This window comes from Solihabitans fulvus (assembly GCF_008386585.1).
Taxonomy (GTDB): domain Bacteria; phylum Actinomycetota; class Actinomycetes; order Mycobacteriales; family Pseudonocardiaceae; genus Solihabitans; species Solihabitans fulvus.
Genome location: NZ_VUOB01000002.1, coordinates 36283 through 49399 on the forward strand (window position 1 = coordinate 36283; position 13117 = coordinate 49399).

Genomic DNA, 13117 nt, shown 5'->3' on the forward strand with positions numbered 1-13117 from the left:
GACAGAACCACCCGGACGTGGCGGCGTGGTCCAGCCGATGGGGTCACCGACCGCCGGCGGCCAGCTGGCGGCCGCGCCGACCCGGCACGGCCGACCACGACGGGCGCCGCCTGCGCGCCAGCGCGTAGCAGCCGTCCAGCGACTCGATCACCGACGGCCAGTCGCAGTGCGTCGGCAGCACGGCCCGGTTGTGCTCGGTGACCCGCTCCCGCAGGCCGTGGTCGGTGGCCAGCTCGACCACCGCGTCGACCAGCTCGCCGAAGGTGTCGCAGAGGATGCCCTCCTTGCCAGGCCGGACGAACTCGGTGATGCCCCCGCTGGTCCGGCCGATCACCGGAAGGCCCGCGATCCGTGCCTCCAGCGCGGCGAGGCCGAAGGACTCCAGCTTCGCCGGGGCGATGAACAGGTCCGCGGTGGCGAGCAGGTCGTGCACCTCCGTCCGGTCGAGCCGGCCGGCCAGCTCGACCCAGCCGGTCATCCGGTGCTTGCGCAGGTAACGCTGCATGCCGGCGCGGGCGGGACCGTCCCCGGCCACGGTCAGCCGCAGCTCGATGTCCGCCGGGATCCGCTGCCGTGCCCTGCGGAGCATGCGCAGCAGCGTCATCGGCTGCTTGCGCGGCGCCAACCGGCCGACCGCGATGACGTGCACCTGGCCGCGCTCGACGGCGCGGGTGTTGTCGCCGCGCTGCCGCCAGCCCTCCAGGTCGATGCCGTTGGGCACCACGCGCACGTCCGCGCGGCCCGCGCTGGCCTGCCGGATCAGCATCGCGGCCGCCTCGCTCACCGCCGTGGTCACCACCGGCCACTCGCACCAGCGGAGCGTCGCCTCCAGCGCCCGGTACAGCGCCCGGCTCGCCGCGCCCCACATGCTGTGCACGGTCACCACCGTCGGCAGGCCGCTGCGGACGGCGGCGCGCACCGCGGCCCAGCCGAACGGCGACACCGCGCCGACGTGCACGTGCACGACGTCCGGGGCGATCGTGCGGTAGAGCCTGGTCAGGTGCCGGCCCGCGCGCGGATGCACCGGCAGCTCGTAGGGCAGGTTCGCGATGACGTGGTGCACCGGCACGTCGGGGTCCGGAGGATGGTCGCCGGGGGGCGTCGCGGTGATCACCGCGACCTGGTGGCCCGCCGCAGCCTGGGCCTTGGCCAGGCCGGCGACCTGGACCTCGATACCTCCCAGCCGTGGCAGGAAGCAGTCGCTCACGTGGACAACCCTCACGATCCCCCCTCTTGCCGACTCTGCGGGCGGATACCACTGCACCCGATCCTTGACCGAGTTCAAGCGATTCTCAGCCAATTCCCGCAGCCTTGCCGGATCGGGCGAAGACGCCCCCTGACATCCCCGCCGACCCGTCAACCTCGTTGCCCGTGTGATCCGAACAATATCCGCGGCAACCCGCAAAACGGACCCCGTCGACACGCGTCGGGCCCCACGGAGGTCATGCGCCGCCGTCCTCGCAAAGGGGTGCGATACTAGATCGAGTGCGGCGAACCTGCGTTTTCTTCCACGCGCATCCGGACGACGAAGCGCTGTTGACCTCGGGAACCATGGCGCGGCTGGCGGCCGAGGGGCATCGGGTGGTCCTCGTCGTGGCGACCTCCGGCGAGGAGGGTCTCGCCGCCGCCGCGCTCGCTGGTGATGTTGGTCTCGGCGCCGTCCGGACGCGAGAGCTGCACGCGTCCGCGGCCGCGCTCGGCTGCGCCAGGGTGGAGTTCCTCGGCTACGCGGACTCCGGTCTCGACGGCGCCGCCGAGCAGCAGCCGGGCAGACCAATGCCGTTCGTGCGGGCCGATCTCGACGAGGCGGCCGGGCGGCTGGCGGCGATCCTCCGCGAGGAGAGCGCCGATCTGCTCACCATCTACGACCCGGCCGGCGGGTACGGGCATCCCGATCACGTGCGCGTGCACCACGTCGGCCTGCTGGCCGCGCGGCTCGCCGACGGCCCGCGCGTGCTGGAGGCCACCGTCGACCGCGACCTGCTGCTGCGGGCGCTGCGCCTGGCCGCCACCGTGTACCCGTTCCCGCCGGAGTTCGACCTCGGCCAGTTCGAGCGCGCCTACCGCCCGAGGCGGGAGATCACGCATCGGTTCGACGTGCGCCGGTACGCCGACGCGAAGCGGGCGAGCATGGCCGCGCACGTCTCGCAGGCCACCGGCGGCGACTCGCAGCGCACGCTGGCCGCGCTGCTGCGGCTGCCGCGACCGGTATTTCGGCGGGTGCTCGGCACCGAGTGGTACGTGGACCGGGGACGTCCCGGCAGGCCAGTCGAGCCAGGTGATCCCGCCAGGCCCGCCGAGTCCGGTGAGCCCGGCAGGCCCGCTGAGCCCGGTGGGACCGCTGAGCCCGGTGGGACCGCTGAGCCCGGTGGGACCGTCGAGTGGCCTTCGATGGTCGGGGAACTGCCATGAGCAAACGGCTTAGGCAGGTCGTGTTCGGCGTGGTGTCGCTGGCCGTGGCCGTGGTGCTGGTCGCCGCCGGGATCCCCGCGCTGGCCGGCGCGGGCTGGGACGGGATCCTCGAACAGTTCAACCACCTGACCGGCTGGGAGCTGGTCATGCTCGGCGCGATCTGGCTGGTCAGCCTGTACGCCTACACGTTCGTGCTGACCGCGTCGCTGCCCGGCCTCACCCACGCGCAGGCCCTGACGCTCAACGGCGTCGGCAGCGCCGTGAGCAACGTGCTGCCCTTCGGCGGCGCGCTCGGCGTCGCCGTCACCTTCACCTTGGCGCGCAGCTGGGGGCACCGGGCGCAGGCCATCGCCGTGTCGGCGCTGACCACCGGCATCTGGAACGTGCTGGCCAGGCTGTCGCTGCCGACGTTCGGGTTGGCCGCGCTGCTGATCGGCGGCGACCTGCCGGACGCCAGGCTGACCTTCGCGGCGGCCGTCGCGTTCGTGGCCTGCGCGGTGATCGTGGCCGCGACGGTCGCGGTGCTCGCGCGGGAGTCGATCGCCGCGCGGCTCGGCCGGCTGATCGACCGGATGGTCCGGCCGCTGCCGGCGCGGTTCCGGCCCGCGCCGGGCTGGGCGGAGCAGGGGCTGCGCAACCTGCGCACCGGCACGGTCGACCGGGTGCGCAGCAAGTGGGGGCAGCTGACGCTCGGCATGGTTGGCCACCTTGGCATGCAGGGCGTGCTGTTCGTCGCGTGCCTGTTGGTGACCGGCGGCTATCCAGGTCTGTCCAAGACCATCGCGGCGTTCGCGGTGAGCCGGGTGCTGACCACGGTGGTGGTCACGCCGGGCGGCGTCGGCATCAGCGAGACGGGCACGCTCGCGCTGTTGATCGCGCTCGGCGCGCCGGCCGCGCCGAGCGCGGCGGGGGTGCTGTTGTTCGCCCTGTTCGCGTTCACCGCCGAGATTCCCGTCGGCGTCCTCGGCTGGGGCGTGTGGACCGTGATGCGGCGGTGGCGGCGCGAGCCTCCACCGCAGGAGCCGGCGTCGGACGGCCATGGGCTGACCGCGGCCGGCCATTCGGGCGGCTAGGTCGGAGGGCGGACCGGCTTGCGGCGGTCCGTGTGTCGCCCGTTCCGGTCCGGCCGCCGCGCTGGCAGGATCGCGGCATGGAACGCGTGCTGGGAATCGGTGGATACTTCATCCGCGCCTCGGACCCCGCTGCCCTGGGTGCCTGGTATCGGGACTGCCTCGGCCTCGACGCCGATGAGAACGGCGTGTGGCAACAGGAAGTAGGCCCCACCGTCTTTGCGCCGTTCGAGGTCGGGACCGACTACTTCGGCTCCCGTTCCCAGCAGACCATGCTCAACTTCCGGGTCCGCGACCTGGACGCCATGCTCGCACAGCTTCGCAGCAGGGGCGCCGACGTGGCCGACGAGACCCAGGACATGGACGGCGTCGGCCGTTTCGGCTGGGTCGCCGACCCCGAGGGCAACCGCATCGAGCTCTGGCAGCCCGCCCAGTAGGTCGGATGGGGTGTGGTGGTCAGGCGTCCTTGGCGGGCAGCGGCTTTGGGATGTCGGCAGTGTCGTGGTCGTGGTTGTCGCCGGTGCTCTGCTGCGCCGGGATGGACCGCTCCGGGACGGATCGGCTCGTCTCCTCGGGCGGGGCCTGCGCGGGTGCCGCCGGTGCGGCGCCGGTCGACTTCTCCAGGAACCGCAACAGCTCAACGGGGAAGGGCAGCACCAGCGTGGAGTTCTTCTCGGCGGCCACCTCGACGATGGTCTGGAGCAGCCGCAGTTGCAGCGCCGCCGGGGTGTCGGCCATCGTCATGGCCGCCTCGGACAGCTTGTAGGAGGCCTGTAGCTCGCCGTCGGCGGTGATGACCCTGGCCCGCCGCTCCCGCTCCGCCTCGGCCTGCCGCGACATTGACCGCTTCATGCCCTCCGGCAGCGCGACGTCCTTGATCTCCACCCGGTCGATGCGGATGCCCCAGCCGAGCGCCGGGCTGTCGATCATCATCTCCAGGCCCTGGTTGAGCTTCTCCCGGTTGGACAGCAGGTCGTCCAGCTCGCTCTTGCCGATGATCGACCGCAGCGAGGTCTGCGCGACCTGGGAGATCGCGAACAGGTAGTCCTGCACGTCGATCACGGCCCGCACCGGGTCCTCGACCTTGAAGTACACGACGGCGTCGACCCGGACCGTCACGTTGTCGCGGGTGATGCCGTCCTGCGCGGGCACCGGCATCGTGACGATCTGCATGTTGACCTTCTGCATCTTGTCCACGAACGGCGCGATCATCGCGAGTCCGGGTCCGCGCACCTGGGGCCGGACCCGGCCGAACCGGAACACGACCCCGCGCTGGAACTGCTTGACGACGCGGGCGCTCGCGGCGCCGCTGATCGCGCCGACGGCCAGTATCGCGAGGATGATGTCAACGACCATCGCACCCAACTCCTGCGTTCGCGGATGGGGCTCGTCATGGACCACGGGCTACTGCCGATCTTACCCCGAATCGCCGTGTGTCAAGCGTGCTGACCTGGCAATTCGGCCGTCCGCCGACGCGGCGGCCGCAGCGCGGGGCGTCGGGCGCGAAACCGCTCCTCAGGCGGCGTTCGGGGCCGGCACCTGGTCGAGTGCGGTGTAGACCGGCTTGCCCTCGGCGCGGGCCTGTGCGGTCATCTCGTCTGCCCCGGCCGACGGGCCGCCGACCCGCAGCACCGCGTCGCAGCGGGACAGCAGCTGCCTGGCGATGGGGTGGAAGACCTCGTCGAAGATCTCGTCGCCGACCCTGGTCGACCCGGCGAGTTCGATCAGCGGCAGCGCCAGCGCCTCGCCGGTGACCGGCAGGTGCCCTGCCCGGAACAGGCGCAGCGCGGCCTCGTTCATCGTCGCGACGTTGGCGGCGAGCCTGGCCGGGTCGTCGCCCGTACCGGATCGGTACGGGCCTGCGACGAGGATCATCAGGGGTGCGGTCATCGTTCTCCTTCGGTGGAGCGGAAACCGTTGCGTCGCAACGGGGTCAGGCGAGGACGACCTCGACGCCTGCGGCGCGCACGGCGTCGAGGGTGTCCAGAGCGGTGCCCGGTTCCTCGGCCGCGGTGTCGGTGACGAACGTGTCGACCGCGTCGAGGGTGGCGACCTGGGTGAAGGTCTGCACGCCGAGCTTGCTGGCGTCGGCGACCACGACCGTGCGGGCGGCGCGGTGCAGCGCGATCTGCTTCACGGTGGCGTCCTCCATCGCGAACTCCGACCAGCCGAGTTCGCGGTGCACGCCGCCGATGGACATCAGGAAGCAGTCGAACCGCAGCTGTTCCAGCATCCGCAGGGTGAGGTGGCCGACGAGGCTGCGTTCGCCGGGGCGGGACTCGCCACCGAGCACGAGCAGCCGGATGCCCGGCTGGTCGGCGAGCCGGTTGGCGGCCTGGAGGCTGAGCACCGCGACGGTCAGCGGACCCCGGGCGGTGAGGTAGCCGGCGAGGTGGGCGGTGGTGGTGCCGGCGTCGAGCAGCACGGTCTCGCCCGGCTGGACGAGGTCGGCGGCGGCCGAGGCGACGCGGCTCTTGGTGGCCGACTGCCACTGCTCGCGGGCGGCGAACCCGGCGTTCTCCGGGCGGGTGCCCAACGCCACCGCGCCGCCCCTGACGCGCTGGACCAGGCCCTGGCGCTGCAACTCGTCGAGGTCGCGGCGCACGGTCATTTCGGAGACGCCGAGCCGGCCGGCCAACTCGGTCAGGGAGATCTGCCCGCCGCCGCGCACCAGGCGCAGGGTCAGGTCGAGACGATCAGCGACAGCCACAAGGACTTTCTATCACAGCGGCTGTGAGGAATGGTAGAAGCGTGTGAGATTGTGGCTGGGGTGGTGCCCCGCCGCGCGGCGGGGCACCACGGGCGGACTACCGGACGTAGTCCCAGGCGCCGTACCGCACGGTGCTCGCCGACCAGTCGCCGCCGAGCGCGGCGACGAACTGCTTGACCAGCGGCTGGTCGGCGGTCGCGGCCACCAGCACGAGCTTGTGGTCCTGGGTGACCGAGCCGCCGCCGAGGCGGTCGCGGGCGGCCGGGTTGGCGACCAGTCCGTTGTAGAGGCGCTGCCAGTCGACGCCGGGCACCTCCACTTCGAACGCGTTGGTCCTCGGCGAGGTCTGCGGCAGGTGCTCGAAGGTCAGCACCGCCTCCTGGTGGTACTGCTTGCGGATCAGGTCGGCCACGTCGTGCAGCCGCGTGGCGCTGAAGCCGTCGACGTGGAAGTCGCGCGAGCGCTCGTAGGTGGCCTGCTTCAGGTCCGGCGACCAGTACACGCCGTCCAACAGGGCCGAGCCGCGCACGCGACCCCCGTTGTCCGCCACGATCCCGGCCACCTGGCACGCGAAACCGACCAGCCGGGTCTTCAGCCTCGGGTCCTGCGGGTCGGTGATGATCGCGGTGTTCGGCGTCGCGAAGATCTCGGCCGCCGCGCCGGCGCCGCGCTCGTCCGGCTGGGCAGTGGGCGCGGCCAGCGCGCTGCCGGCGCCGCCCGTCAGGATCGCCACCGCGATGGCGAGAACCGCCGCGACAGAACGACTTCTCATCAATGAGCCCCCATCCGTGTTTGACCGTTTCCGGCCACCCAACGTATCGGTCCGGCCACGGGTCGCACACGGATTTGCGGGCGGTTCCAGCCCGTGGACGCGCGGTTTGCCGCCTTCGGTGAGGCTCAGCCTTCGGTCAGGCTCAGCGTTCGGTGCGGCTCAGTCGACGGTCGGGCTCAGGAGAGTTGCCGCCCGAGGAAGTCCAGCAGCAGGCGGTCGACCTGCTCGGGCAGCTCCAGGTTGAGCATGTGGCCCGCGCCGGGCAGATCGACGCGTTCCGCGCCGGGCACCTCGGCCAGCAGGCCGGCGATCGCCCGGATGTCGCTGGAGTCCAGGTCGCCGACCATCGTCAGCAGGGGAGTGCGCAGCTCGCCGAGCCGGTTGGCCGCGTCGAGCTCCTGCGCCCCGCCGACCATGCCGGAGTGCGGGGTGATGCTCCGCAGGCTGATCTGCCCGAGGCGCTCCCGCAGCCCGGGGTCGAGCTGGTCGGGGGTGCGCAGCGGGCCGTCCACCCAGGCGCGCAGGAACCACTCCACACCCTGCGGGAGGTCGCCGGCGGCGAAGAACTGGAACGCCGAGTTCATCTGGCCCAGCGTCACCGGCTCGACGAACGCGTAGCCGGAGATGCCGGGGGAGATCGCCACGAGCGCGTCGACCAGGTCGGGGTGGGCGAGCGCGAAGTCGACGGCGATCCTGGCGCCGAGCGAGAGCCCGACCAGCGCCGCGCTGCGCACGCCGAGGCCGGCCAGGAGTTCGCGCAGGTCCTCGTAGTGCCGGAAGTCGCCGGTCGAGGTGGACGAGCGCCCGTGGTTGCGCGCGTCGTAGCGGATCACCCGGTATCCGGCGTCGGCAAGCAACGCGAACTGCTCGTCCCACGTCTCCGCCGTCAGCATGCCGCCGTGCAGCAGCACCACCGAGGGGCCGTCGCCGGCCGACTCGTAGTACAGCTCGCCGTCGGTGACCGGCAGCAGCCCGGTCGCGCGGTCGGTCCCCATGCCTCGATTATCGCAGCGACGCCGGGCCGGCGAGTCCGTTTTCACCTGGTCCGCGACACCTCCGACGTCCCAACCAGCGGACGGTCTTTCCAGCGCAACCGCTCGGGTTAGGGTCGGACATATGCAGACCTGGTCATCTCACCCCGTGCCGAGGGTTGCGGGGCAACCCCGCCCCCTGCGGCTGTTCGACACCTCGGCAGCCGAGGTCCGTCCCACCGCGCCGGGCAGAACCGCCAGGCTGTACGTCTGCGGCATCACGCCGTACGACGCGACCCACCTCGGCCACGCCGCCACCTACCTGGCCTTCGACCTGGTGCACCGGCAGTGGCTCGACAACGGTCACGAGGTGCACTACGTGCAGAACGTCACCGACATCGACGACCCGTTGCTGGAGCGGGCCGAGCGCGATCAGGACGACTGGGTGGTCCTCGGCATGCGCGAGACCGCGCTGTTCCGCGAGGACATGGAGGCACTGCGGGTGCTGCCGCCCCGCCAGTACGTCGGCGCGGTGGAGTCCATCCCCGAGATCGTCGAGGCCATCGGCAAGCTGCTCGCCAACGGCGCGGCCTACCGGGTGGACGACGCGGAGTACCCCGACATCTACTTCGACCACGCCGCGGGCGGTCGGTTCGGCTACGAGTCGAACTACGACGAGGCGACCATGCTCAGGTACTTCGCCGAGCGCGGCGGCGACCCCGACCGGGCCGGTAAGCGGCACCCGCTCGACGCCCTGCTGTGGCGCACGGCGAGGGATGGCGAGCCGTCCTGGCCGTCGGAGTTCGGCGACGGCAGGCCCGGCTGGCACATCGAGTGCAGCGTGATCGCGCTCAACCGGCTCGGCAGCGCCTTCGACGTGCAGGGCGGCGGTTCGGACCTGGTGTTCCCGCACCACGAGTTCAGCGCGGCGCACGCCGAGACGCTGACCGGCGAGCACCCCTTCGCCAGGCACTACTGCCACGCCGGCATGATCGGGCTTGACGGCGAGAAGATGTCCAAGTCCAGGGGAAACCTGGTGTTCGTGTCGCGGCTGCGCGCCGACCGGGTCGACCCGATGGCGGTGCGGCTGGCCCTGCTGTCCGGGCACTACCGGCAGGACCGCGCGTGGACGCAGGACGTGCTGGACACCGCGCTCCGGCTGCTGGCCACCTGGCGTGAGGCCGTGGCGCTGCCCAGCGGTCCTGCCGCGGACGGCGCGGTCGCCAGCCTGCGCGACCACCTGTCCAACGACCTGGACACGCCCAACGCGATCGCCGCGGTCGACGCCTGGGCGGCCGAGGCGCTGCTGCGGCGCGGCACCGACGCCGAGGCGCCGACCTGGATCCGCGACGCCGTCGACGCCCTGCTCGGCGTCGAACTGTAGATCCGACACCAGGAGCACCCGTCGCGGCACGCCCGCGGCGGGTGCTTCGTCGTATTGGCGGCGCGGCGGTACCACCAGTTGGCCGAAGGTCATGGTCTGTCAACGGTGAAGAAACCTGGTTTGCGCTGTTGGTCAGGTGGGTAACCGTCGAGCGGACAAGTTGACCCTTTCGACGACGGGGCGAACACCCCTAACGTCGCGGCACGGGAGGATCGGGACTGAGTCGGGCAGTTCGGATTCCGAGGAGGACGCGCGTGACGGTCGAACGGGGTCTGCGGAGGCACGTGGACGGCCCGGTGTCGTCAGCGACTCGACGTAGCCAAGGACGGCTCCCAGGTCAACGACAGTCGATTCTAGGTTCGGTTGACCACTTCTGCGACGGACGCACCGCCGATCCGTCAGTCGAGTCGACACTTTCCGTGGAAAGGCTGCCGTTGGCCACCGGGTGACGCCCACGCCGGACGGGCCCGCCACGGTCGACGTCGTGGCGGGTTCGTCGCTGCCCTAGGGGGTGTCCTGCGGATCTTGTTCGATGGGAGTCGGGATCGAGGTGGTTCCTGGTGGTGCCGCCGGGCCGGCCTCATACCGGGTTGTATTTGGGTGGTTCGGCGGTGCCGCCAGGGGCCGCCTCGGCCCGGCTAGCGCGGACAAGATCCACGGGACGCCCCCTAGTTCTCTTCTGTGACAGAGCCTTTCCCCTTCGGGCAACGTTTTGGAGCCTTGTGCTGGGGTGGCGAACGCGATTTCATCGCCAGGCCGGGCGGAATGATCTGGGCCCTCCCGTACGCCTCGCTCCGGTGCGTTCGACGGGTCGGGCACGCCCAGGAGGGGACGGGTATGACATCCGGCGGACATCCCGCGCGGTCGCCCAGTTTCCTCGTCGCGCTGCTGCGCCGAGGCGCCCCGGTGATCGCGGCGACCCCGGACGACCTGCCCGACCGGGCGGTGGATCCGACGCCGATGCCGGGCTGGCAACGGATCTCGATGATGTCGGTCGCGGCCGAGGCGGCCGTGGCCGACACGCTGCTGATGCGCGCGTGCCGCTACGTCGTGCTCGTCCCGCTGCTGTACCGGATCGCGGTGCTGCCTCCCGTGCTGCTCGCGTTCGTCTCGGTGCACGGTCTGGCCGACATCGCTCCCGTGCTGGTCACGGCCGTGGTTTCGGTGCTGCTCAACGTGTTCGGGGCGGCGTGGGTGCTGCGCGTGACCGGTTTCCGCGATCGCGTCGCCAGGGTGCTGCTGTCGCTGGACGCCGCCGTCGCCCTGCTGCTCAACCTGGTGGTGAGCGCGACGATGCCGGCCGCGTCGCACGGTGCGGCGACCCAGGTGTCGTGGACGTACCTGATCGGCTCCGTCGGGCTGTGGACGCTGGCCTGGGGCGTGCCGGCCGGCGTGGCGCTCGTCGCGGCCAGCGTTCCGCTCCAGGTGGCCATGTCCTGGTCCGCTGGCGACGCGGTGCGCTACGGGTTCGCCGCGACGCTCGGCAACACGCTCGAGTTGGTGGTCGCGATGGTCACGGCCGTCGGCGGGCTGGTGCTCGTCGGCCTCGGCAGCCGACTGGCGCTTGGGGTCGGCATCCGCAGGGGCCGCGAGGCCGAACGCGCTCGCGCGCAACGGAATCTGCACGACACCGTGCTGCAAACCCTTGAGGTGCTGGCGATGTCGCTGCCCGGCGACGCGGAGCACGCGCCGGAACGACTGGTCGAACTGCGCCGCGTCGCCCGCGCCCAGGTGCTGCAACTGCGGCGCAGCCTGGACGAGTCCGCCGACGGAGCGACCCCGTCCAGCCTCGGCGAGGACCTCGCCGGGCTGGCCACCGAGATGGCGCGGGAGGGGCTGCGGGCCCAGCTCGTGATCGCCGATGTGGACGATGACACACTGTCCGAGGTGCGGCGGCTGGCGGTGCGCGACGCGGTGCGGGAGGCGTTGCGCAACACCGTGAAGCACGCCGGCACCCTGGAGGTCGTGCTTCGGGTCGAGGAACAGGAAGGCGGCATCGCGGTGATCGCCCGCGACTACGGCGTCGGGTTTGCCGAGGAGGACCGGCCGCCCGGCTTCGGCATCAGCAACTCGATCGCCGCGCGCCTCGCCGAGGTCGGCGGGACCGCCAGGGTCGACTCCCGGCCGGGACGCGGCACCAGGGTGACGTTGTGGGTGCCCAGGTGAGGACACCGGCGGCGCTGGCGGCGGTCGCGCTGACGCTGGCCGCGCTCGCGGCTCCGCCGTCCGCGGGCAGCGCCTCGGCGGCGTCCTGTGCCGCGCCGGAACCGGCCGACACCAGTAAGATCGAGACCGCGCCCTGGCCGCAGCGGCTGTTGGCGCCAAAGGGAATCTGGCCGATGTCGGAGGGCAACGGTCAGCTCGTCGCCGTCATCGGCACCGGCGTGGACGGCGCGAACGCGCAGTTCGGGCCCGACCAGGTGCGCCCGCCGATCAGCGCGGGCCAGGAGGCCGCCGAGGTGGGCGACTGCGACGGCCGGGGCACCTTCGCGGCCGGAATCGTTGCGGCGAAAGAGGATCCGTCGACCACGTTCACCGGGGTGGCGCCCCGCGCGCAGCTGCTGCCGGTCCGCTACGTGCAGTCGACCGGCGGATCGAGCCAGGGCGGTGGCGACCCGACCGCGTTGGCGTCGGCCATCACCAAGGCGCGGACGGCAGGCGCGACCGTGCTGTTGGTCGTCGTCCCGGCGACCTCGGTCAACGACGCGCTGCGGGACGCGGTGAAGCAGGCGCTGGCCGCCGGCGCGGTGATCGTGTCGCCGGCCGTCGGCGCGGAGGCGGGCGTGCAGAGCTACCCGACGCAGCTGCCCGGCGTGATCGGCGTCGGCGCGATCAAGGAGGACGGCACGCCGGTGCAGCTGGAGGGCGGCGACACCATCCTCGTCGCGGCCCCCGGCGACGACCTGACGAGCACCTCGGCCGGCGCGGCCGGCCAGTTCGGCCGCCGCGCGCACGTGCGGAACCCCGCGTTCGCCGCGGCCTATGTCGCCGGAACGGTGGCGTTGATGCGCTCCTACCGGCAGCTGCGGCCGGAGGACGTCGCCGACCGGCTCGCGCGGACCGCGGCCCACCCGCCGGGCGGCGGCCACGATCCGCGCCTCGGCTGGGGGACGCTGAACGCCTACGCCGCGGTGTCCGCGGAGCTGCCGCCCGCCCAACCTGTTGCGGCGAAACCCGTTCCGCAGCAGGGGATCGCGCCGGCCGCGGCGCCGGTCGTGGCGGCGGGAGAAGGCCGGCTGGCCGGGATACTCACCGTCCTCGGCCTGGTGTTGGCCGTGGCGATCGGTTTCGCCGCAGCCGCGCTGCGTCGGGGCAGGGCACGAGGTTGGCGGTCCGGCCGGCTGGGTTGATGTCCTTGCGGCGCGCGTCCTGTTGCGCGTCGACGAACGCCGCCAAGGGTTTCGGGACTATCGCTCCACCACGTCGATGCACGGCGTGGCGCCGCCGACCACGACGTCTCCCGCCCCCGACCGGGCGATGTGCACGCCGAGGTAGCTGCCGTCCCGGCTGAACTGCGCGGCGACCTCCGCCGGGCTGTCCCGGTTGGTGACCGTCCAGCCGTCCTCGGTCAGCGCGGGGATCACCGAGTCGGCCAGCCGCTGCGCCGATTCCAGCGTGGCCGGCACCCTGACGTTGTACTCCCAGCGGAACGTCCTGCCAGGCTCTGCCGGGTCGCAGTCGAGACGCTCGTTCATGGTGACCGTGGGGCTCGCGCCGAACACCGCCGAGATCCGGTCGGCGACGGCACGCAGTTCGTCGGCGCGGTCGGTGAGCTCGGCGGCGGTGTCGGTCACGAGT

Annotated in this window: 13 protein-coding genes; 6 read left to right on the plus strand and 7 right to left on the minus strand. The window is 72.2% G+C overall.

Translation table 11 applies throughout. The features are described from left to right. Nucleotides 1–43 precede the first annotated feature (43 nt). Nucleotides 44–1207, minus strand: coding sequence for a glycosyltransferase family 4 protein (locus F0L68_RS01525; protein WP_223198406.1), 1164 nt, complete (start codon nt 1205–1207; stop codon nt 44–46). A gap of 278 nt (nt 1208–1485) precedes the next feature. Here F0L68_RS01525 and F0L68_RS01530 point away from each other — a divergent pair, with 278 nt between their 5' ends. The 3 genes from F0L68_RS01530 (at nt 1486) to F0L68_RS01540 (ending at nt 3919) form a co-directional block, all read left to right on the plus strand. Beyond that, a complete protein-coding gene (locus F0L68_RS01530; RefSeq protein WP_149847562.1) occupies nt 1486–2412 on the plus strand; it encodes a PIG-L deacetylase family protein in 927 nt (308 codons plus the stop codon). Continuing rightward, the gene (locus F0L68_RS01535; RefSeq protein ID WP_149847563.1) at nt 2409–3485 is read left to right on the plus strand and encodes a lysylphosphatidylglycerol synthase domain-containing protein; all 1077 of its coding nucleotides are present in this window, start codon (nt 2409–2411) and stop codon (nt 3483–3485) included. The genes F0L68_RS01530 and F0L68_RS01535 overlap by 4 nt, the downstream gene beginning before the upstream one ends. 77 nt (nt 3486–3562) lie before the next feature. Then, a complete protein-coding gene (locus tag F0L68_RS01540; RefSeq protein WP_149847564.1) occupies nt 3563–3919 on the plus strand; it encodes a VOC family protein in 357 nt (118 codons plus the stop codon). 19 nt (nt 3920–3938) lie between these two features. Here F0L68_RS01540 and F0L68_RS01545 read toward each other — a convergent pair whose 3' ends face one another. The 5 genes from F0L68_RS01545 to F0L68_RS01565 all read right to left on the minus strand — a co-directional run bounded on the left by F0L68_RS01545 (nt 3939) and on the right by F0L68_RS01565 (nt 7959). Next, nucleotides 3939–4838 (minus strand): slipin family protein, encoded by a 900-nt coding sequence (locus F0L68_RS01545; RefSeq protein WP_149847565.1) that lies wholly within the window; start codon nt 4836–4838, stop codon nt 3939–3941. A 159-nt stretch (nt 4839–4997) separates the two neighbouring features. Further along, on the minus strand, nt 4998–5372 hold the full coding sequence (locus tag F0L68_RS01550; protein WP_223198407.1) for a DUF4406 domain-containing protein: 375 nt from the start codon (nt 5370–5372) through the stop codon (nt 4998–5000). Between the two features lie 43 nt (nt 5373–5415). After that, on the minus strand, nt 5416–6192 hold the full coding sequence (locus F0L68_RS01555) for a DeoR/GlpR family DNA-binding transcription regulator (RefSeq protein WP_149847566.1): 777 nt from the start codon (nt 6190–6192) through the stop codon (nt 5416–5418). A 97-nt stretch (nt 6193–6289) separates the two neighbouring features. Then, nucleotides 6290–6964 carry a hypothetical protein gene (locus F0L68_RS01560; RefSeq protein WP_149847567.1) on the minus strand — a complete coding sequence of 225 codons (675 nt, stop codon included), beginning with the start codon at nt 6962–6964 and terminating at the stop codon, nt 6290–6292. A gap of 176 nt (nt 6965–7140) precedes the next feature. Next, nucleotides 7141–7959, minus strand: a complete 819-nt coding sequence (locus tag F0L68_RS01565; RefSeq protein ID WP_149847568.1) for an alpha/beta fold hydrolase — start codon at nt 7957–7959, stop codon at nt 7141–7143. 121 nt (nt 7960–8080) lie between these two features. Between F0L68_RS01565 and mshC the strand changes: the two genes are divergently transcribed. From mshC to F0L68_RS01580, 3 genes are all read left to right on the plus strand, one after another. Beyond that, nucleotides 8081–9319 (plus strand): cysteine--1-D-myo-inosityl 2-amino-2-deoxy-alpha-D-glucopyranoside ligase, encoded by a 1239-nt coding sequence (gene mshC / locus F0L68_RS01570; protein ID WP_149847569.1) that lies wholly within the window; start codon nt 8081–8083, stop codon nt 9317–9319. 837 nt (nt 9320–10156) lie between these two features. Next, nucleotides 10157–11485 (plus strand): sensor histidine kinase, encoded by a 1329-nt coding sequence (locus F0L68_RS01575; RefSeq protein WP_149847570.1) that lies wholly within the window; start codon nt 10157–10159, stop codon nt 11483–11485. Further along, nucleotides 11482–12669, plus strand: coding sequence for a S8 family serine peptidase (locus tag F0L68_RS01580; RefSeq protein WP_149847571.1), 1188 nt, complete (start codon nt 11482–11484; stop codon nt 12667–12669). Before F0L68_RS01575 ends, F0L68_RS01580 begins: the two co-directional genes overlap by 4 nt. A 57-nt stretch (nt 12670–12726) precedes the next feature. Here the strand turns inward: F0L68_RS01580 and F0L68_RS01585 are convergent, their stop codons facing one another. Continuing rightward, nucleotides 12727–13113 (minus strand): hypothetical protein, encoded by a 387-nt coding sequence (locus F0L68_RS01585; protein WP_149847572.1) that lies wholly within the window; start codon nt 13111–13113, stop codon nt 12727–12729. Between the last annotated feature and the right edge of the window lie 4 nt (nt 13114–13117).